The organism is Amycolatopsis sp. NPDC043887, from assembly GCF_056435665.1.
This window is the reverse complement of record NZ_JBWKEB010000008.1, coordinates 242,705-262,999: the sequence shown is the minus strand read 5'-3', so window position 1 is coordinate 262,999 and position 20,295 is coordinate 242,705. Positions and strand designations below refer to the sequence as shown.

Annotated in this window: 15 protein-coding genes; 9 read left to right on the top strand and 6 right to left on the bottom strand. The window is 70.2% G+C overall.

All coding sequences use genetic code 11. From position 1 onward, the window contains the following. Positions 1–58: 58 nt before the first annotated feature. The 6 genes from AC069H_RS22960 (at position 59) to AC069H_RS22935 (ending at position 8,911) form a co-directional block, all read left to right on the top strand. Entirely contained in the window at positions 59–1,525 is a 1,467-nt protein-coding gene (locus AC069H_RS22960) for an amino acid permease (RefSeq protein WP_478233762.1), read from the top strand. A gap of 11 nt (positions 1,526–1,536) precedes the next feature. Beyond that, the gene (locus tag AC069H_RS22955) at positions 1,537–2,370 is read left to right on the top strand and encodes an urea amidolyase associated protein UAAP1 (RefSeq protein WP_478227853.1); all 834 of its coding nucleotides are present in this window, start codon (positions 1,537–1,539) and stop codon (positions 2,368–2,370) included. Then, the gene (locus AC069H_RS22950) at positions 2,367–2,978 is read left to right on the top strand and encodes an urea amidolyase associated protein UAAP2 (protein WP_478227852.1); all 612 of its coding nucleotides are present in this window, start codon (positions 2,367–2,369) and stop codon (positions 2,976–2,978) included. Before AC069H_RS22955 ends, AC069H_RS22950 begins: the two co-directional genes overlap by 4 nt. Further along, entirely contained in the window at positions 2,975–6,541 is a 3,567-nt protein-coding gene (uca, locus tag AC069H_RS22945; protein ID WP_478233761.1) for an urea carboxylase, read from the top strand. Before AC069H_RS22950 ends, uca begins: the two co-directional genes overlap by 4 nt. Continuing rightward, the gene (atzF, locus tag AC069H_RS22940; protein WP_478233760.1) at positions 6,538–8,151 is read left to right on the top strand and encodes an allophanate hydrolase; all 1,614 of its coding nucleotides are present in this window, start codon (positions 6,538–6,540) and stop codon (positions 8,149–8,151) included. The genes uca and atzF overlap by 4 nt, the downstream gene beginning before the upstream one ends. Positions 8,152–8,323: 172 nt before the next feature. Then, the gene (locus AC069H_RS22935; RefSeq protein ID WP_478227849.1) at positions 8,324–8,911 is read left to right on the top strand and encodes a D-alanyl-D-alanine carboxypeptidase family protein; all 588 of its coding nucleotides are present in this window, start codon (positions 8,324–8,326) and stop codon (positions 8,909–8,911) included. Positions 8,912–9,011: 100 nt separating this feature from the next. Here the strand turns inward: AC069H_RS22935 and bla are convergent, their stop codons facing one another. Then, a complete protein-coding gene (gene bla, locus AC069H_RS22930; protein ID WP_478227848.1) occupies positions 9,012–9,926 on the bottom strand; it encodes a class A beta-lactamase in 915 nt (304 codons plus the stop codon). A 185-nt stretch (positions 9,927–10,111) separates the two neighbouring features. Between bla and AC069H_RS22925 the strand changes: the two genes are divergently transcribed. After that, positions 10,112–11,398, top strand: a complete 1,287-nt coding sequence (locus tag AC069H_RS22925) for a thiolase family protein (protein ID WP_478227847.1) — start codon at positions 10,112–10,114, stop codon at positions 11,396–11,398. Continuing rightward, on the top strand, positions 11,398–13,509 hold the full coding sequence (locus AC069H_RS22920; protein ID WP_478233759.1) for a 3-hydroxyacyl-CoA dehydrogenase NAD-binding domain-containing protein: 2,112 nt from the start codon (positions 11,398–11,400) through the stop codon (positions 13,507–13,509). The genes AC069H_RS22925 and AC069H_RS22920 overlap by 1 nt, the downstream gene beginning before the upstream one ends. 157 nt (positions 13,510–13,666) lie before the next feature. On the opposite strand, the gene AC069H_RS22915 is transcribed toward AC069H_RS22920, so the two are convergent. Continuing rightward, complete coding sequence (locus AC069H_RS22915; RefSeq protein WP_478227845.1) at positions 13,667–14,050, bottom strand: hypothetical protein; 384 nt, start codon at positions 14,048–14,050, stop codon at positions 13,667–13,669. 78 nt (positions 14,051–14,128) lie between these two features. Between AC069H_RS22915 and AC069H_RS22910 the strand changes: the two genes are divergently transcribed. Continuing rightward, positions 14,129–15,736 (top strand): CehA/McbA family metallohydrolase domain-containing protein, encoded by a 1,608-nt coding sequence (locus AC069H_RS22910; protein ID WP_478233758.1) that lies wholly within the window; start codon positions 14,129–14,131, stop codon positions 15,734–15,736. 300 nt (positions 15,737–16,036) lie between these two features. Here the strand turns inward: AC069H_RS22910 and AC069H_RS22905 are convergent, their stop codons facing one another. The 4 genes from AC069H_RS22905 to AC069H_RS22890 all read right to left on the bottom strand — a co-directional run bounded on the left by AC069H_RS22905 (position 16,037) and on the right by AC069H_RS22890 (position 20,279). Beyond that, positions 16,037–16,861, bottom strand: coding sequence for an aldo/keto reductase (locus AC069H_RS22905; protein WP_478233757.1), 825 nt, complete (start codon positions 16,859–16,861; stop codon positions 16,037–16,039). A gap of 25 nt (positions 16,862–16,886) precedes the next feature. Then, positions 16,887–18,014 carry a sensor histidine kinase gene (locus AC069H_RS22900; protein ID WP_478233756.1) on the bottom strand — a complete coding sequence of 376 codons (1,128 nt, stop codon included), beginning with the start codon at positions 18,012–18,014 and terminating at the stop codon, positions 16,887–16,889. Further along, positions 18,011–18,688 carry a response regulator transcription factor gene (locus AC069H_RS22895; protein WP_007033550.1) on the bottom strand — a complete coding sequence of 226 codons (678 nt, stop codon included), beginning with the start codon at positions 18,686–18,688 and terminating at the stop codon, positions 18,011–18,013. The genes AC069H_RS22900 and AC069H_RS22895 overlap by 4 nt, the downstream gene beginning before the upstream one ends. Before the next feature lie 109 nt (positions 18,689–18,797). After that, positions 18,798–20,279, bottom strand: coding sequence for a PucR family transcriptional regulator (locus AC069H_RS22890; protein WP_478233755.1), 1,482 nt, complete (start codon positions 20,277–20,279; stop codon positions 18,798–18,800). Positions 20,280–20,295 lie beyond the last annotated feature (16 nt).

The following is a 20,295-nucleotide window of genomic DNA, read 5'->3' as shown; positions in this document are numbered from 1 at the left end:
ACGCGCTTAATTTCGGTCAGCCGATCGAAATCCGGCCCTTGAGACAGGAGCCTCCGCAATGCCTTCCGAGGACCTTTCCGCCTTCGGGTACCGCCAAGAACTTCGCCGGACACTGGGCGGTTTCTCCGCCTTCGCCGCGGGGTTCTCCTTCGTTTCCATCCTGACCACGGTGTTCCAGCTGTTCGCCTTCGGTTATTCCTTCGGCGACACGCTCTTCTTCTGGACATGGCCGCTGGTGATCGCCGGGCAATTGCTCGTCGCGCTCAACTTCGCCGAACTCGCCGCCCGATTTCCGCTGGCCGGATCGGTTTACCAGTGGGCGAAACACCTCTCCCCCGGATTCGCGGGGTGGCTCGCCGGCTGGATGATGCTGGTGGGCTGCGTCGTGGCCCTCGCCGGCGCCGCGATCGCGCTGCAGGTCGTCCTCCCGTCGGTCTGGAGCGGGTTCCAGCTCGTCGGCGGGGACCCGGCGATCACCTCCCCGACCGGCGCCAGCAACGCGGTCCTGCTCGGCACCCTGCTGATCGTCCTCACCACCGCGATCAACGCGGGCGGCGTGCGGCTGATGGCGCGGATCAACGACATCGGGGTCGGGGCCGAACTCGTCGGGGTCCTCGTGCTGATCATCGGTCTCGCGCTGTTCGCCGTCCGCGGCCCGCAGGTCGTGCTCCAGCCTGCCGGCGAAAGCCCGGGAGCAGGTGGCGTTCTCGCTTCGGCACTGATGGCCGCGTACGTTCTGTACGGTTTCGACACCGCCGCCTCCGTCGCCGAAGAGACCAAGGACGCCCGCCGCATCGCCCCGCGCGCCGTACTTCGCGCGCTGTTGATCTCCGGGGTCGGTGGCCTCGCCGTCGTCGTCACCGCGCTGATGGCGGCACCGAGCCTGACCGACGGGCAGCTGGCCGGGAAAGGCCTGCCGTACGTGATCACGGCCGTCTTCGGCGACACACTCGGCCGGGTCTTCCTCGCCGACGTCGCGATCGCGGTCGTCGTCTGCACCCTGACCATCCAGACCGGCACCGTCAGGCTGATCTACTCGATGGCCCGCGACGGCGCGCTCCCCGGTGCCAGGAGGCTTTCCGCGGTCAACGCCCGCACCGGTACGCCGATCGCGCCCGCCGTGCTGTCCGGGGTGCTCGCCATCGGGCTTCTGCTGCTGAACCTGGGGAATCCGACCATCTTCAGCACCATCACCGGCACTTCGGTGGTCGTCGTCTACCTGGCCTATCTCCTGGTGACCGGACCGCTGCTGATCCGGCGCCGTCAAGGGCGTTTCACCGCCGAACCCGGCCATTTCTCGCTGGGACGATGGGCTATTCCGGTCAACATCGCGGCAGTAGGGTACGGCGCGATGATGATCGTCAACATCGCTTGGCCACGAGCCGAGATCTACGACCTGGCGGGCACCGGTTCCGTCTGGGTCCTGTTGTTCCCGATCGAGTTCGTCGGCGCCGCGCTGCTCACCGGCTACCTCTGCTGGCGCCGCCGCTCCGCGCTCACCACGGTTCCCGTCCCCGCGACCTGAAGGAAGGTTCCATGAGCACGACATCGACCACGTACGGCGCTCGCGACCACGCCCGCGCCCAAGCGGGCACGGTGGCCGAAGCGATGCCCGCCATCCCCGCGTCCACCTGGCCGGATCCGCCGCCCGGGATCGACCCGGCGAAGCTGGTCTGGGCCGAGACAGTCGCCGGCGGCGGCTACACCCACAAGGTCCTCGCCCGCGGCACCGAGCTGCGGCTGACCGACGTCGAGGGCGACGCCTGCGCGCATCTGCTGCTGTTCAACGCGGACCAGCCTTGGGAGCGGCTGAACGTCGCGGACACGGTGAAGGTCCAGTGGAACGCCTATCTCGGCGAGGCGATCGCCCTGCTGTCGGACCAGGCTCGGGTGCTCGCGACCGTCGTCACCGACGAGAGCGGCAAGCACGACGCCCTCTGCGGCACATCCACTGTGGACGGCAACGCCGAGCGCTACGGGGACGGGAGCCCGCAGGGCGATTCGCCGTCGGGGAACGCCCTGTTCACCCTCGCCGCCGCCAAACACGGCCTCACTCCGCGCGATCTGCCGCCGAGCCTCTCCTTCTTCCAAGGCGTGCGCGTGGAGGCCGACGGAGGGCTGACCTTCACCGGTTCGGCGGGCGCCGGCAAATCCGTGGTCCTGCGCACGGAACTCCCGGTGGTCGTCCTGATCGCCAACGTGCCGCATCCGCTCGACCCGCGGCCGGACTACACGGTCACCCCGCTGCGCGTCCTCGCGCAGCGCTCGGCGCCGTCCACTCCGGACAGTCCTGAATGGACGGCGTCACCCGAGGCACAGCGCGCCTTCGAGAACACCGCCGACTACCTCACCGCAAGGGGCCTGGCATGACGATCATCTCCGACACCGAGGTCGCCGCGCGGGCGCCGTACTCCACCGTGCTCCGCGAGGGCGAGACGCTCGCGATCATCGATCTCGGCGGTAACCAGGCCGTCGACTTCCTCTGCTACGACGCCGCCGACACGGCGAAGAGATACAGCGCGGCCACCACGATCGCCGCGCAGCGCAACATCTTCCTCACCACCGGCAGCGTCCTGCGCACCGGTGAGGGCGCGCCGCTGCTCACCGTCGTCGAGGACACTTGCGGACGGCACGACACGATCGGCGGCGCCTGCAGCAAGGAATCGAACAGCCTCCGCTACGGCCAGCACACGCGGTACCAGCACGCCTGCGTCGAGAACTTCCTGACCGAAGGCGCCAAATGGGGTCTCGGCAAACGCGATCTGGTCAGCAACGTCAACTGGTACATGAACGTGCCGGTGGAACAGGACGGCACGCTCGGCATCGTCGACGGCATCTCCGCGCCGGGTCTCGAAGTCAAGCTGCGCGCCGAAACCGACGTCCTGGTGCTGGTGTCGAACTGCCCGCAGATCAACAACCCGTGCAACGGCTTCGATCCGACGCCGGTCCGGATGATCGTCACCGGCGGTGGCGTGTGAAACTGCTCGTCGCCAACCGGGGGGAAATCGCGGTCCGGATCATCCGGACCGCAAGGGAGATGGGCATTCCGACGGTCGCCGTCTACTCCGACGCCGACCGCACGGCCGCGCACGTACGGCTTTCCGACGAAGCCGTCCGGCTCGGCCCGGCGCCGGCGAGGGAGAGTTACCTCCTCGGCGACGCCATCATCGAAGCCGCGCTGAAGACCGGGGCGGACACTATCCATCCCGGCTACGGCTTCCTGTCCGAGGACGCCGCTTTCGCCAGGGCGGTGGAAGCGGCCGGGATGCGGTTCGCCGGTCCTACCGCGGACCATCTCGAGATCTTCGGCAGCAAGCACACCGCGCGGGCGAAGGCCGCCGAGGCCGGTGTCCCGATGCTGCCCGGCACCGGGTTGCTGGACACCCTGGCCGACGCCGAAGCCGCGGCGGCCGAGGTCGGCTATCCGGTGATGCTCAAGGCCACCGGCGGGGGCGGCGGGATCGGCATGCGTGCCTGCGCGTCCGCCGTCGAACTGCGCGACGCCTGGGAAGCGGTGCAGAGCATCGCGGCCAAGAGCTTTTCGACCCCGGGAGTGTTCCTCGAACGGCTCGTGACGCACGCGCGGCACGTCGAGGTCCAGGTGTTCGGCGACGGCGCGGGCACGGTGCTGGCGCTCGGCACGCGCGACTGCACCTTGCAGCGGCGCAACCAGAAGGTGCTCGAAGAGTGCCCCGCGCCCGGCTTGCCCGAAGCGGCACGGGACAAACTGGTCTCGTCGGCCGTCGACCTCTGCGCTTCCGTGCGCTACCGGTCGGCCGGGACGGTGGAGTTCATCTACGACCCGGACCGCGAAGAGGCCGCGTTCCTCGAAGTCAACACGAGGCTGCAGGTCGAGCATCCGGTCACCGAGGCGGTGTACGGGATCGACCTCGTCGAGTGGATGCTCCGGCTCGCCGACGGCGACACCGGGATGTTCACCACCACGCCAGCGCCCCGCGGGCACGCCGTCGAAGCGCGGATCTACGCCGAGGATCCGGCCGCCGGGCACCGGCCGAGCGCGGGCCTGCTGACCCGCGCCGACTTCCCCGAAGGCGTCCGGGTCGACACCTGGGTCGAGGCCGGGGCGAACGTGACGACGCATTACGACCCGTTGCTCGCCAAGGTGATCACCGTCGGCGCGGACCGGGCCGAGGCGCTGTCCGCGCTGGGCGAGGCGCTCGGCGAAAGCCGGGTGGACGGCGTCCGCACGAACCTCGGCCAACTGCGCGCGGTCGCCGCTGATCAGCGGCTGCGCGAGGTCACCCACGACACCGCGACGCTGGACACGATCGCCGACCCCGAGCCGCGGATCGAGGTCTTGCGGGGCGGCACGATGACCACCGTCCAGGACTGGCCGGGGCGGCTGGGCTTCTGGCACGTGGGTGTCCCGCCGAACGGGCCGATGGACGATCTGTCACTGCGCCTGGGCAACCGTGCGCTGGGCAATCCCGAAGGCGCGGCGGGCCTGGAGTGCACTGTGGACGGTGTCACCCTGCGGTTCACCGAGGACGCAATCGTTTGCGTCACGGGCTCGCCGTCGCCGGTGACCGTCGACGGTTCACCTGTTCCACAGTGGACACCTGTCGAGGTCCCCGTCGGCGGCGTGCTCGACGTCGGCACGGGGACCGCCGGGCTCCGCGTGTACGTCCTCGTCCGCGGCGGGATCGACGTGCCGGACTTCCTGGGCAGTGCGGCGACGTTCACCCTCGGCGGCTTCGGCGGACATGGCGGGCGCGCGCTGGCGACCGGTGACGTCCTCTCCCCCGGTCCGGAACCGGAGAACGCCGTCACCGGAACGGTTCCCGAGGCCGAGCGGCCGGTTTTCGCGACGCACTGGGAGATCGGTGCCTCGGAGGGGCCGCACGCGGCGCCGGAGTTCTTCACCCGGGACGACGTCGAGACGTTCTACGCCACGGACTGGGAAGTGCACTTCAACTCCGCGCGGACCGGCGTCCGGCTCGTCGGGCCCCGGCCCCGCTGGGCTCGGGAAGACGGCGGCGAGGCGGGCCTGCACCCGTCGAACATCCACGACACGCCGTACGCGATCGGCGCCGTCGACTACACCGGCGACCTGCCGATCCTGCTGGGCCCGGACGGGCCGAGCCTCGGCGGTTTCGTCTGCCCGGCGACCGTGGTGACCGGGCAGCGCTGGAAACTCGGCCAACTGCGGCCGGGCGACACCGTGCGGTTCGTGCCTATCACCATCGAGCACGCCGGCGCGTTGCGTGACGAACCGGCCAAGGCGGTCAAGGCGAGCCGGAAGCCGATCGACGACGGCGGCATCCTCGGCCGTCTGTCCACATCGGACGAGAACCCCGAGGTCACCTACCGGCGCAGCGGCGACGACAACCTGCTGATCGAGTACGGGCCGATGAAACTCGACCTGGCCCTGCGGATGCGGATCCACGCGCTGGCCGATCGGCTGGCCACGGAAGGGCTCGACGGTGTCGTGGACCTGACCCCGGGCATCCGCTCGCTGCAGGTGCACGTCGATCCGGACGTGCTGCCGGTGCCGAAACTGCTCGGCCTCGTGCAGGAGGTGGAGCACGATCTGCCGCGCACCGCCGATCTCGTGGTACCGAGCCGCACCGTGCGGCTGCCGTTGTCGTGGGACGACCCGGCGACGCGCGAGGCGATCGAGCGGTACATGGCCGGCGTACGCGACGACGCGCCGTGGTGCCCGTGGAACATCGAGTTCATCCGGCGGGTCAACGGTCTGTCCAGTGTGGACGATGTCTATCGCACGGTGTTCGACGCGGAGTACCTGGTGCTCGGCCTCGGTGACGTCTATCTCGGTGCGCCGGTGGCCACTCCGCTGGACCCGCGGCACCGGCTGGTCACCACGAAGTACAACCCGGCGCGGACCTGGACCGCGGAGAACTCGGTCGGCATCGGCGGCTCGTACCTGTGCATCTACGGCATGGAAGGCCCCGGCGGATACCAGTTCGTCGGGCGGACCGTGCAGGTGTGGAGCGGCTGGCGGCAACGCGGGTCGTTCGAGCCGGGTTCGCCGTGGCTGCTGCGCTTCTTCGACCGGATCTCGTGGTATCCGGTGACCGCCGAGGAACTGATGGATCTGCGGGCTCGGAGTTCGGCGGGGGAACTGGAACTCGACATCACCGACGGCGAGTTCGCGCTGGCGGACCACGAGCGGTTCCTCGCCGACAACGCCGATGACATCGCCTCGTTCCGGGCGAAGCAGAGCGCGGCGTTCGAGGCGGAACGGCAGGCCTGGGCGGCGGCGGGCGAATTCGACCCGCGACCGGAACCCGTCGGAGCCAAGGTCCCGACCACGAAGGTCGAGGCCCCGCCCGGTGGGTACGTCGTCGAAGCACCGTTCGCCGCGACCGTCTGGCGGGTGGACGTCGAGCCCGGCAAGGAGGTCGGCCCGGCGGAGACGCTGGTGATCCTCGAGGCGATGAAGACCGAGGCGCGGATCCCCGCGCCCGCCGCCGGGGAGGTCGTCGAGGTGCTCGTCTCCCCCGGCGATCAGGTCGCCCCCGGCACCCCGCTGGTGGTACTGGGAAGGAGCGCGGGATGAGCGTGCTGGAGCGGGTGCGCGCCGCGTACCACCGGATCGCGCGAGTCGACCGGCCCGAGATCTGGATCGACCTGCGTCCGGAGGAAGACGTCCTCGCCGACGCGGAGAAGCTCGAAACCCGTCGTGCGGCGGGGGAATCCTTGCCGCTGTACGGGAAACTCGCCGCGGTCAAGGGCAACATCGACGTCGCCGGGCTGCCGACGACGGCGGCGTGCCCCGAGTACGCCTACCTGCCCGCCGAGGACGCGCCGGTGGTGGCGCGGCTGCGCGCGGCCGGGGCGTTGATCCTGGGCACCACCAATCTGGACCAGTTCGCGACCGGGCTGGTCGGGACGCGCAGCCCGCACGGCGCGGTCCGGAACGCGATCGATCCGGCGTACGTTTCGGGCGGGTCGAGTTCGGGGTCGGCGGTCGCGGTGGCGCTCGGGATCGCGGATCTCGCGCTGGGCACGGATACCGCCGGATCGGGCCGGGTCCCGGCGGCGTTCAACGGGATCGTCGGGCTGAAGCCGACGCGGGGGCTGCTGCCGACGACCGGTGTCGTGCCCGCGTGCGCGAGCATCGACTGCGTGACCGTGTTCGCGCGGACGGTCGATGAGGCTTCGGCGGCGTTCGCCTGCCTGAGCAAGCCCCGGGACCTACCGGTGCTGAACCGCCCTTTCCGGATCGGCGTGCCGTCCGAGGTGGGGCCGCTCCAGGACGGGTGGGCCGAAGCGTTCTCCGCGGCGGCTCACGAGTTCCGCGACGCGGGCGCCGAACTGGTCACTGTCGGCATATCGCCGTTCCTGGCCGCGGCGCGTCTGCTGTACGAGGGCGCCTTCGTGGCCGAGCGGTACTCGGCGGTGGGCGAGTTCATCGACGCCCACCCGGATGCCGTCGATCCGGCCGTGCGGCGGATCATCGGCGCGGCGAAGGACATCCCGGCGCACCGGTTGTTCTCCGACCTCGCGACGCTCGGGGATTTGGAGCGTGAGGCGTCGGCTGTTTTGTCCACTGTGGACTGCGTCCTGCTGCCCACGACGACGGAACACCCGACGATCGCCGAAGTCGAGGCAGATCCGCTGGGGGTGAACGCCCGGCTGGGCCGGTTCACGAACTCGACGAACCTGCTGGGCCTGTCGTCGCTCGCCGTTCCCGCGGGAACGGTCGGCGGGCTGCCGTTCGGGGTGATGCTGGTCGGCGCCGCGTACGCCGACCGGATCCTCGCCGACGTCGCCCGCTCGGTGCCGCGGCGGACGCGGATCGCCGTCGTCGGCGCCCATCTGCGCGGGCAGCCGCTGAACCACGAACTGACCTCGCGGGGTGGCCGGTTCGTTTCCGCGGGACCGACGGCGGCCGAGTACCGGCTCCACGCGCTGGACACCGTCCCGCCCAAACCCGGTCTCGTCCGGGTCGCTTCGGGCGGCGCGGCGATCGAGGCCGAGGTGTGGGACCTGCCACTCGCGGGCTTCGGGGAGTTCGTCGCCGGTGTCCCGGCGCCGCTGGCGATCGGGAAGGTGCGGCTGGCCGATGGGAGCGAGGTGTCCGGGTTCGTCTGCGAGCCTGGCGCGGTGGTGGGCGCCGAAGACATCACGGGGTACGGCGGGTGGCTCGGCTACCTGAGCCGCTGAGTCACGTCGTGAGTGGCGATTCGGGTTAGAACCCGAATCGCCACTCACGACCCCCTGCGGTACTGGCCTACCGAGACTCACCAGGGCTTTTCCGATTTGGTTGGCCTTCCGGGCGGTTCTGGGAACAACCTCACAAACCCTGGCGCCCCGCCGGACGCTGGGTAGCTTCGGGGTGGTGCCGACCACCTCCACCTCCCACCGCCGGACCGCGATCAGCGTGTTCGTGGCACTGGGTCTCGTCGGGGCCGCGATGGTGACGCTGGGAGCCACCGGCGTGGCCGTCAAGGCAGTGAACGGGCAGGCGCTCGCGGTCCTCGAAGAGGTTCCCGGACCCGAATCCGGCCCGACGTGCGCTGTCGACAAGCGTTATGTCGACGAAGAGACCTTCGGCATGCGCCCGGACGTGATCGAAGCGTGGAACGCCCTGCGCGCCAAGGCCAAAGCACAGAACATCACGCTTTGCGTGAACGACGGCAAGCGTAGCCGGAGCCAGCAGCAGCGCGAGTTCGACAAGGCCGTCGAGCGGTTCGGCTCCGTGGAGCAAGCCAAGAAGTGGGCACTGCAGCCGGAGACGTCCATGCACGTCAAGGGAATCGCCGTCGACATCCAGCCGCTGAACTCGGCCGCGTGGGTGGACAAGAACGGCGGCGCGCTCGGCTGGTGCCGCCGCTACGACAACGAGAAATGGCACTTCGAGTACGACCCGGCCTACAAGACCAGCGGCTGCCCGGCCCTGCTTCCCAGTGCCACCGGCAACTAGGCCGGGACTCGCGTGCTTGGACGCGGAACTCGCGTGATCGAAGGCGGAACTCCTCCGAACACGCGAGTTCCGCCTTCGATCACGCGAGTCCCGGATTCCCTCACGTGAGGGTTTCGGCCACGTACTTCGCGGCCTCGGCGAGGAGCGCCTGGTCGTACGGAGCGTCCTTGGTCGCCTTGCTGGACATGATCGCGACGACGAGCGGTGCCCTGTCCGGCGGCCATACGACGGCGATGTCGTTCAACGTGCCGTAGTCGCCGGTCCCGGTCTTGTCGGCGACGGTCCAGCCGGACGGCAGGCCCGCCCGGATCCGCTGGGCGCCGGTGGTGTTGCGCCGGAAGAGGTCGCGCAGGAAGTCCCGTTTGTCGGCCGTCAGCGTGTCGCCCAGCACGATCTCCCGGTAGTCGGCGGCGAAAGCGCGCGGAGTCGTGGTGTCACGAAGGTCGCCCGGGGTGGCCTCGGTGATGGCCGGCTCGACCCGGTCCATCCGCGTGACGGTGTCGCCGATGCTGCGCGTGAACGCCGTCAGCGCGGCGGGGCCGCCGAGGTCCCGCAGCAGCAGATTGCCCGCGGTGCCGTCGCTGAACCGGATGGCGGCGTCGCACAGCTGGCGGATGGTCATCCCGGTGGCCACGTGCTGCCCGGTGACCGGAGCGTGTTTCATCAGGTCGTCGCGCGAGTATTCGACCCGGGTTTCCAGATGCGACAACGGATTGCGCTGCAGGACCGCGGCCGCCGCCACCCCTTTGAACGTCGAGCAGAACGCGAAGCGCTCGTCGGCGCGGTGCTCGACCGTGGCGCCGCCTCCGGTGTCGACCGCGTACACGCCGAGCCTGGCGTCGAACTTCTTTTCCAGCTCCATCAACCGGTCGTGGAACTGCCGGGAAGGAGAAGGCGGAGGCGGAGGAGACGAAGGGCTCGGAGGCGGGGTCCCGCGGGTGCAGGCGGCCAGCGACGCGAGGACCGCCATCCCCAGCAGCGCACGACGGGTGACGGCCGGCCCCGGCGAGTTCATCGTGATCCCTCCCCCTGATCACGTCGAACATAGCAACTTCCCCACCACCCCCGGATCGGCCAAGCGGCCGAGGCGGGTGACCCCGGGAGTGTGCCTTCCCCCACTCGACCGGGCCACCATCCTGGTTACCGACGGGTAACCGGGGCTAGGGTGCGGTCAGGACTACCTCAACTTCAGGAGCATTCGTGGCCGCAGGAGCAACACCGCTCGCGCCGAACGCGCGGTCGGTACGCAATGTCGCCTTCGTCGAAGGGGTGCGAACGCCCTTCGGCAAGGCAGGCGAAAAGGGTATGTACGCCGGCACTCGTGCCGACGATCTCGTCGTCAACGCCATCCGTGAACTGCTGCGGCGGCATCCCGAGCTGCCGCCCGAGCGCGTCGACGAGGTGGCGATCGCCGCCACCACCCAGATCGGGGACCAGGGCCTGACCATCGGCCGCACCGCCGCGCTGCTGGCCGGCCTGCCGAAGTCGGTGCCCGGCTTCGCGCTGGACCGGATGTGCGCGGGCGCGATGACCGCGGTCACCACCACCGCGAGCGGGATCGGCTTCGGCGCGTACGACATCGCCATCGCCGGCGGCGTCGAGCACATGGGCCGCCACCCGATGGGCGAGGGCGTCGACCCGAATCCGCGCATCATCGCCGACAAGCTGGTCGACCCGACGGCGCTCGTGATGGGCCAGACCGCGGAGAACCTGCACGACCGGTTCCCGGCCATCACCAAGCAGCGCACCGACGCCTTCGCCGCGCGCAGCCAGGAGAAGTACGCCGAGGCCGTGAAAACCGGCAAGATCGGCCCCGAGCTGGTCCCGGTCGCCACCCGGTCAAAAGTTCAATCAGCGGAGCGAAGCTCCTCCGCTGAGGGCGGCGGCGGGGGCATGGATGGACTGGGCTGGGGCCTCGCGACCGAGGACGAGCCGCCGCGTCCCGGTACCACCGTCGAGCAGCTCGCCGGGCTGAAGACGCCGTTCCGCCCGCACGGCCGGATCACCGCGGGCAACGCGGCCGGCCTCAACGACGGCGCCACCGCGGCGCTGCTCGCCGACGAGGACACCGCCCGCGAACTCGGCCTGCCGATCGGCATGCGCCTCGTGGGCTACTCCTTCGCCGGTGTCGAGCCGGAGGTCATGGGTATCGGCCCGGTGCCCGCCACCGAGAAGCTGTTCAAGCGCACCGGTCTGTCGATCGACGACATCGGCCTGTTCGAGATCAACGAGGCGTTCGCCGTCCAGGTGCTCGCGTTCCTCGACCACTTCGGCATCGCCGACGACGACCCCCGCGTCAACCAGTGGGGTGGCGCGATCGCCTGCGGTCACCCGCTCGCCTCGTCCGGTGTCCGGCTGATGACGCAGCTCTCGCGTCAGTTCGCCGAGCGCCCCGACGTGCGCTACGGCCTGACCACCATGTGCATCGGTATCGGCATGGGCGGCACTGTGATCTGGGAAAACCCGGCCTTCGAGGGGGCGAAGTAATGACTTTCACCGCTGAACAGGCGAAAGCCGCCTTCCCCGACGAGGTCGTCACGAACGCGGTCACGCGGCTGGTGAAGGTGCCCGGGCTCGACAAGCCGGTCGCGCTGATCACCCTGGACAACGGCCACGACCACACCCGGCCGAACACCTTCGGCCCGCAGGGCCTGGTGAGACTCGACGCCGCGATCGACGCCGCCTTCGCCGCGGAACCCGCCGCGATCGCGGTCACCGGCAAGCCGTTCATCTTCGCCGTCGGCGCCGACCTTTCCGGTGTCGAAGCGGTCGCGGATCCGGCGCTGGCGCGGGAGATCGCGCAGACCGGGCACGACGTGTTCCGGCGCCTCACCGAATCCGAGATCCCGACGTTCGGGTTCGTCAACGGCGCGGTGATGGGCGGCGGGCTCGAACTCGCGCTCTCCTGCCACTACCGCACGCTTTCGGAGAACACCGCCGCGATCGCGTTCCCCGAGGTCTTCCTCGGCCTGTTCCCCGGCTGGGGCGGCACGCAGCTGCTGCCGAACCTGATCGGGCCGGACGCCGCGGTCACCGTGATCATCGAGAACGCCCTGGCGCAGAACAAGATGCTCAAGGTCGCGCAGGCGGCCGAGCTCGGCATCGTCGACGAGGTCTTCGGTTCGGCCGACTACCTGGAGCAGTCCCTGCTGTGGCTGGCGAAGGTCGTCAACGGCGAGATCACCCCCGCCCGCCGCGAGATCGACCGCGGCGCGGGCTGGGACGCCGCGATCGCCCGCGCCAAGGCCATTGTGGACGGGCGAACCAAGGGCGCCTCCCCCGGTGCGACCAAGGCCGTCGAGCTGCTGGAGCTGGCCCGCGAGAACGATCTGGACCGCGGCTACGCGGCCGAGACCGACGGGCTCGCCGAACTGCTGATGGACGACACCCTGCGTGCCGGGCTGTACTCGTTCAACCTGGTCAACAAGCGCGCCAAGCGGCCGGCGGGCGCGCCGGACAAGTCGCTGGCGCGCAAGGTGAACAAGGTCGGCATCGTCGGCGCGGGCCTGATGGCCAGCCAGATGGCGCTGCTGTTCGTCCGTCGTCTCAAGGTGCCGGTGGTGCTCACCGACGTCGACCAGGAACGCGTCGACAAGGGCGTGTCCTATGTGCACGGTGAGATCGACAAGCTGCTGGCCAAGAAGCGGGTTTCGCCGGACGGCGCGAACCGGCTGAAGGCGCTCGTCACCGGCTCGCTCGACAAGTCCGCCTTCGCCGACGCCGACTTCGTGATCGAAGCGGTGTTCGAGGAGCTGGGCGTCAAGCAGAAGGTCTTCGCCGACCTGGAGCAGTACGTCTCGCCCGAGGCGATCCTGGCGACGAACACCTCGTCACTGTCGATCACCGCGATGGCGTCGCAGCTCAAACATCCGGAGCGCGTGGTCGGGTTCCACTTCTTCAACCCGGTCGCGGTGATGCCGCTGCTCGAGATCGTCCGCGCGGAGAAGACCGACGACGCCACGCTGGCGACGGCGTTCGCGCTCGGCAAGCAGCTCAAGAAGTCGAGCGTGCTGGTCAAGGACGCGTCCGCGTTCGTGGTCAACCGGCTGCTGCTGCGGTTCCTCGGCGAGGTGCTGGTGACCGTGGACGAGGGCACGCCGTTCGACGTCGCCGACAAGGCGCTCGAGCCGCTGGGCCTGCCGATGACGCCGCTGACGCTGATGCAGCTCGTCGGCCCGGCGATCGCCCTGCACGTCGGGGAGACCCTGCACGAGGCGTTCCCGGACCGGTTCACCGTCAGCGAGAACCTCGACCGCTTCGTCAAGGCGGGCAAGAAGGGCGTCTGGCAGTGGGACGACAAGGGCAACGCCACCGTCGACCCCGAGGTGGCCGAACTCTGGCAGCAGGGCGACGCGCCGTCGACCTCCGAGCAGGTGCGTGACCGCGCGCTGGCGGCGATCGCCGAAGAGATCCGGATCATGCTCGACGAGGGCGTGGTCGCGGAGGCGCAGGACATCGACCTGTGCCTGATCCTCGGCGCTGGCTGGCCGTTCTGGCTCGGCGGCATCACGCCGTACCTGGACCGGGCGGGTGTGTCCGAGAAGGTCAACGGCAAGCCGTTCCTGGCCCCGGGCTTGGCGAGCGTGCCGCTCTCCTGAGGCCGCGACGAAAGGCCACCGTCGGCGATCCCTTGATCGCAGGCGGTGGCCTTTCACGTTTTTCGTGGATTTCATGGCGGATGACTGCGTTTTCGTGAAACCTTGTCTCCGAGCCGGAAGGTTCGTCTCCCCGGCCATCCCCCGGGGAGACGGGCTGTCAGCGTTCTCCTGAAGGCGGGCAGGGCGGCGGCGTGGTCGTCATCCGAGCGGCGATCCGCGCGGGATCGAGTAGGTCGACCTTCTCCGCCTCGGGGAACCGCTGCCGCAACTCGTTCGCCCACGCTTCGACGTCGGTTCCGGCCACGGGTACGAGAGGGACGGCCGCGGGGAGCACGTCCGGCGTCGCCGGCTCCAGCATTTCCGGCCGGTCCGCGAAGATCTTCTTGAAGCGTTCGGACGCCACTGTCTTGGTTTCGGTGAGCACCCGGCGGGCTTTCGGATCGTCCCGGGGCGCCTGGGCGACGACGGTCATGTCCGCGTCGGTACCGACCACCCACAGCAACCGCCGCGGCGCCTTGGGCGTCCGTTCCGGTTCCTCCACAGGGACGATCATCACACGGCGCGGTTCATTCGCCGTCCGGACACCGCCCGTTCAGCGAGGCTCTTTAGCGTGCCGCCGGTGAACAGCGAAAAACCCGGCGTCGACCGCCGCGGATTCCTCAAGCGCGCCGGCCTCGTGTCCGCGGCGGCCGCGGGCGCCCCGCTCGCCGCCACCGCCCCGGCGGAAGCCCTCGACCTCGGCCTCGATCTCGACATCGATGTCAACCTGCTCTTCGGCCGGGACCGCTACCGGTGGCTGGTGGGCGATCACCACATCCACACGCAGTACTCCTACGACGCGATGTACACAGTGGACGGAATCGCCGACGGCGCCCGCCGTCACGGGGCGGACTGGGCGGTGATCACCGATCACGGCCACGCCGCGCACGAGAAGTCGTCGGTGGAGCGCACGGACGCCGCGATCCGGGCGGCGCAGCGCGAGCACCCCGATCTCCTGCTGTGGCAGGGCATGGAGTGGAACGTGCCGGGCGCCGAGCACGCGACGCTGTTCTTCCAGGCGGGTGCGAACCAGGCCGCGAAACTGCGTGAGTTCGAGCGCGCCTTCGACTGGCGGCTGACCGGGACCGAGCCGGGCACCCCGGACAACGAGGCGCTGGCCGTCGCGGCGATCCGCTGGCTCGCCGCCGAAGAGCGGGCCCGCCGGATCCACGCGCCGGTGGTGGTGATCAACCATCCGCTGCGCAACGGCCGGATCGCCCCGCACGAGCTCCGCGCGCTGCGCGACGCCGCGCCCGGGATCGTCATCGGCATGGAAGGCGCGCCGGGCGCCCAGGCCGACGGCTTTCCGAAACCGCTCGGGAGCGGTGGTGGCGCGCGCGGCGGTTACGGCAACTCTCCCGGTTCGAACTCGTGGCCGGGCTTCCCGGAGTCGGCCTACCGCACCTACGGCGGCTTCGACTGGAGCACCGCGACCGTCGGCGGCCTGTGGGATTCGCTCCTGGCCGAAGGAAAGCCGTGGTGGATCACCAGCAACTCCGACTCGCACTACAACCGCGGCGACACCCACGTCCGGCCCGGCGTCCCGGACGGGTACTACGACGAGCACGGCGCCTACCCGGACCCGATCGACACCGGCGTCCCGCAGACTCTGCCTCCGTACGCGGACTTCGCGCCCGCTGAGTTCAGCCGAACCGTCGTCGGCGTGTCACGCCGAAGCCACGAAGGCGTGTTGGAGGGCCTGCGCGCGGGACGCGTCTGGGTGGTGCACGGCGGGCTCGCGCAGGAACTGGAGTTCGGCGCGTACAGCGGCTGGAGCTCGGCGACGATGGGCGGCAGGCTGCGGGTCCGGCGCGGATCCGACGTCACGGTCGTCGTCTCGGCGAAGCTGGCCGCCCGGCCGAACGGCGGCGGCACGATCCCCCGGCTCGCGCGGCTCGACCTCGTTTCGGGACCGGTGACCGGCCCGGCCGCCGACCGGGACGCCCAGACCGCCCCGGGAACGCGGGTCGTGCGGTCCTTCGAACCGCGTTGGGCACCGGGGCGCCGGGTGGCCTTCCGGCACACCTTCCGCAACGTGCGTGAGCCGTTCTTCGTACGCACGCGCGGCACCGACGGCAAGAAGCACGTGCCCGGCGGGATCGAGCCGAGCGCCGACGTGATCGGGCAGTCGAACCCGTTCGAAGACCTGTGGCTGTACGGGAACCCGATCTTCGTGGACGTGCGGTAAGCACACGGTCCCGCGAACCAGACCCGAGGATGAAGGGGACTTTCCCCTCATGGCATGCCCGGAATGTCCCCTTCACCTCGCTCGACACCGACTCGAGTGTCCACAGGGGACGCTCCCCGGCAACCAGCTGTCCGATTAATGCCTATATGCGCGGTTTCTCCTGGGGGTCGTGAGTGGCAATGAGGGTTAGAACCCTCATTGCCACTCACGACCTACGCGCGAAGCTACGCGAAATACCCAAAACGGGCACTTCAATCCCGGAAATCGTCCTTTATGGACAGTCCAGAACGCGCCGAAACCCTAGGCGCCCAGCTTGTCCGGGTCCGGCCCCAGCCGCTTCCCCTGCTCCAGTGTCGCGATCGCGGCGCCGTCGTGGGCGTCGAGCGCGAAGTCGAAGACGTCCATGTTCTCCTTGATCCGTTCCGGCGTGACCGACTTCGGGATCACCAGGTGGTTCATCTCGACGTGCCAGCGGAGCACGATCTGCGCCGGAGTCTTGCCGTGCTTCTCCGCGATCGTGGTGATCTTCTCGTCGGCGAGCAGGTCCCCGCCGCGCGCCAGCGGACCCCAGGCCTCGGTGACGATCTCGTGCTTCTCGTGGAAGTCCCGCAGCAACGGCTGCTGCAGCCACGGGTGGCATTCGATCTGGTTCACCGCCGGGACGATCCCGGCCTCTTCGATCAGCCGCTCCAGATGCGGGATCTGGAAGTTCGAGACGCCGATCGCCTTCGCCCGGCCGTCGGAGGCGATCTTTTCCAGCGCCCGCCACGTTTCCACGTACTTGTCCTGCGCGGGCAGCGGCCAGTGGATCAGGTACAGATCGACATACTCGAGACCGAGTTCGCTCAGACTCGTGTCGAAGGCACGCAACGCCGAGTCGTAGCCGTGCTCGGTGTTCCACAGTTTCGTGGTGACGAACAGTTCCTCGCGGGGCAGCCCGCTGGTGCGGACGGCCTCGCCGACTCCGCGTTCGTTGGCGTACAGGGTCGCCGTGTCGATGGCCCGGTAACCCGCCCCGATGGCGGTGCGGACCGCGTCCACGACCTCGTCGTCGCCGATCTTGTACACCCCGAACCCGAGTTGCGGGAGGGACGTTCCGTTGTTCAGCCGAATGCTGGGGACCATGCTTGAACCGTAACCCAGCCGGGGGTCAAGGCAGAGCGGGCAGGTGCACGGTCACCGAAAGACCGCCACCCACAACGGGTTCCGCGGACACCGTGCCGCCGTGCGCCTGGACCGCGGCCCGCACGATCGAAAGCCCCAGCCCGGCACCGGTGCGGGCGGTCCTGGCGACGCCGGCGCGGCGGAACGGTTCGAACAGTTCGGGGACCGCGGCCGGGTCGAGCAAACCGCCGGACGACCGCACCCGCAGCACCGACCACTGTGGACCCGCCTGCGTGACGACGTCCAGCCAGCCGCCGTCGACGTTGTGCCGTACGGCGTTCTCCAGCAGGTTTCCCGCGATCCGCTCCAGCAGCGCGGGATCGCCGAAAGTCGGCGCTCCCTGGGTCGCGAATTCGGTACGGATGCCGCGCTTTTCGGCTTCGGTGCGCACCGCGCGCCACGCGCTCGCGACGATCACCGCCAGATCGACCGGCTCCCTGGCCACCAGTCCCGCGCCGTCGGTGCGCGCGAGCAGCAGCAGCGAACCGACCAGCCGCTCGGCCCGCTCGGTCGCGTCGCGGACCACACCCGCCATCCGGCGTAATTCGGCTTCGTCCGCGTGCTCGTCGGCCAGGGTGACGTCGAGTTCGGTGCGGATGACCGCGAGCGGTGTCCGCAGTTCGTGGCTGGCGTTGGCGACGAAATGCCGTTGCGCGTCGAACGCGGCCTGCAGCCGGTCGAGCATGTCGTCGAAGGTCTCGGCCAGTTCGGCGAGTTCGTCCTTCGTGCGGACCTCGCCGATCCGCTCCCCCATCGATTCGATCGACAGGCGCCGCGCGGTACCGGTGATCTCGCGCAGCGGTCGCAGGACCCGCGCGGTGAACGTCCACGCGAGGATCCCCGCCGCCAGCACGACGAAACAGAACGCGACCGCGCCGAAGAGCAGCACCCGGTTCCTGGCGTACGCCCGCAGATGCTCGGTGACCGCGGAAGCGTCGACGTCGACGCCGTCGACCCGCACCGTGGTGCCCGGCGGCAGCTGCGGCACGGCGGAAACCGCGTCGCCGACCAGGTTCCAGGTCAGCCAGAGCAACAGGAGGCTGACCAGTGCCACCAGCCCGGTCGCGAGCAGCGTGACCCGCGCGCGCAGGCTGCGGGCACCGGACAGGTTCACCCGCGTGCGGTCCCCTGCTCCGGCACCCGGTAGCCGGAGCCGACGACGGTCTCGATGATGCCCGGCTCGCCGAGCTTCTTGCGCAGTGTCATCACGGTGACCCGGACGGTGGTGGTGAACGGGTCGGCGTTCTCGTCCCACACGCGTTCGAGCAGTTCTTCGCTGCTGACCACCGAACCGGCGGCCGACAGCAGCACCTCCAGGACGCCGAACTCCTTGCGGGTCAGCTCGACCGGACCGCTCGCGCGGCGGACGGTCCGCCTCGCCGGGTCCAGTTCGACGTCGCCCGAAGTCAGCAGCGGCGGCGCGGCCGGGGTCGCGCGGCGGCCGAGCGCCCGCACGCGCGCGACGAGTTCGGGGAAGGCGAACGGCTTGGCGAGATAGTCGTCGGCACCGAGGGAAAGCCCGTCGACGCGGTCCGAAACGGAACTGCTCGCGGTGAGCATCAGGACACGGGTCAGCTCGCCGGACGCGACGATCTCGCGGCACAGGTCGTCACCGGACATCCCGGGCAGGTCGCGGTCGAGCAGCACGACGTCGTACCGGGTGACGGCGGCCTTCTCGTGCCCGTCGTCCCCGGTGAGCGCGATGTCCACCGCCATGCCCTCGCGCCGCAGGCCGCGTGCGATCGCGTCGGCGAGGGGTTCTTCGTCTTCGACTACCAGAATTCGCACGACCCTACGTTGCCACACATTCCTGAGAGTGACCTTATTGGACTCGTGAGTGGTAAGGACGGTTCTAACCGTCCTTACCACTCACGAACCCCATGACCACCCGCCCCCTTCACATCCACCTCAGCGCAAACCACAGCCGCATCCGGATCTCCGGATCCGCCAGGTCCACCCCCAGCGCCCGTTCGATCTGACCGATCCGGTGCCGGACGCTGTTGCGGTGCACGCCGAGTTCGGCGGCCGTCCGGTCCCAGCCGCCGTGGTGCGCGAGCCAGGTCCGCAGCGTCCCGACCAGTTCGCGGTCCCCCTTCCGGTCGAGTTCGCGCAGCGGCGCCAGCGTCTGGGCGGCGAACCCGGCCGCGGCGCCCGGATCGATCAGGGCGTCCAGCCCCGCAGTACCTTCCGCCACGATGGGCCGTTCCAGCGCGGCTGCCCGCGTCAGCAGTAACTCGATTTCGCCCGCCGCTTCGGGAAGCCGTCCGGGCGGGACGGGCGAGCCCACGACCGCGAGCCAGCCGTCGGCGCGGAGCCGGTCGAGGTCGCCGATTTCAGGCGCCTCGCGGACGATCGCGGTGAACCGCGGCCCCGGCCGCAACCGGACGAGCGGGGTGTCGAGCCGGGCGCGCAGCCAGTCGTAGCGGGCGGCGACCTCGTTCGGCCCGCGGCGGTAAGCGATCCCCGCGACCAGACGGCGTTCGTCCCCGCCGATCACGTCGGTCTCGCCCAGCAGCAACGCCGTGGCGGTGGCGCCCAGACCGGCCGCGTCCGAACCCGCGCGGCCCACCAGCCCGAGCAGCGCCGCCCCGACCGACAGGATCGAGCGGTCCGCCCCGTCGAACCGCGCGACGCGGCCGACCACGACCAGATGCGACGCCGTCGCCTGCGGGTACACCGGCTGCGCGACGACGTGGGTGCCGTCGGCCAGTTCCGTGGTCGCGCTGCGGATCCCCCGGCCCGTCCGGAGCGTGGCGAGGAGCTCCCGGACTTCCGCGGGCAGCGGCGACGGTGCCCCGTGGTCCGCGGCCAGGACGTCGCCGACGCCGACCAGCGCCACCCAGGCCCCGAGCCGCCCGGCCAGCGCGCCGGCCAGTTCACCGAGTCCGTCACCGGCCGCCCTGGTCAGCGCCTCGCGCGCGACCGCGATCCGCCGCTGTTCCCGCTGCCCCGCCTCCGCCAGCGCGACCGACACCGCCCGGCTGATCGCGAGGAACGGTGTCCGCGGCTGGACGACCAGCAGCGGGAGCCCGTGCCGGGCACACGCCGTCCGCAGTGGCGGCGGCAGCGTCTCGTAGGCGCCCGGAGTGAGCCCGAACCCCAGCGCGGAGATCCCGCTTTCGGCGAGCCGCCGGACGTAGCGGTCGATCTCGGCCGGTTCCACCGGCAGGTTCACCCCGGCGGTGAGCAGGAGTTCCGCCCCGAGCAGGTACGGCGCGGGATCCAGCAGCTCGCTGACGTGCGCCCAGCGCACCGGGGCGTCGAGCGCACCCGGCCGCAGGGTCTCCACGACCGGGTCGACCGCCAGTTCCGGGTTGCCGACCACGGCCCGTAACGGGACATTCACATCCGAGTCGAACGGATCGCGGCCTTGGGTCATTTCATCCTCGCTCACA

Coding starts and splice junctions, on each gene's coding strand:
- AC069H_RS22960 (WP_478233762.1), top strand. CDS start 59: ATGCCTTCCGAGGACCTTTCCGCCTTCGGGTACCGCCAAGAACTTCGC.
- AC069H_RS22955 (WP_478227853.1), top strand. CDS start 1,537: ATGAGCACGACATCGACCACGTACGGCGCTCGCGACCACGCCCGCGCC.
- AC069H_RS22950 (WP_478227852.1), top strand. CDS start 2,367: ATGACGATCATCTCCGACACCGAGGTCGCCGCGCGGGCGCCGTACTCC.
- atzF (WP_478233760.1), top strand. CDS start 6,538: ATGAGCGTGCTGGAGCGGGTGCGCGCCGCGTACCACCGGATCGCGCGA.
- bla (WP_478227848.1), bottom strand. CDS start 9,926: ATGAACTCGCCGGGGCCGGCCGTCACCCGTCGTGCGCTGCTGGGGATG.
- AC069H_RS22920 (WP_478233759.1), top strand. CDS start 11,398: ATGACTTTCACCGCTGAACAGGCGAAAGCCGCCTTCCCCGACGAGGTC.
- AC069H_RS22905 (WP_478233757.1), bottom strand. CDS start 16,861: ATGGTCCCCAGCATTCGGCTGAACAACGGAACGTCCCTCCCGCAACTC.
- AC069H_RS22890 (WP_478233755.1), bottom strand. CDS start 20,279: ATGACCCAAGGCCGCGATCCGTTCGACTCGGATGTGAATGTCCCGTTA.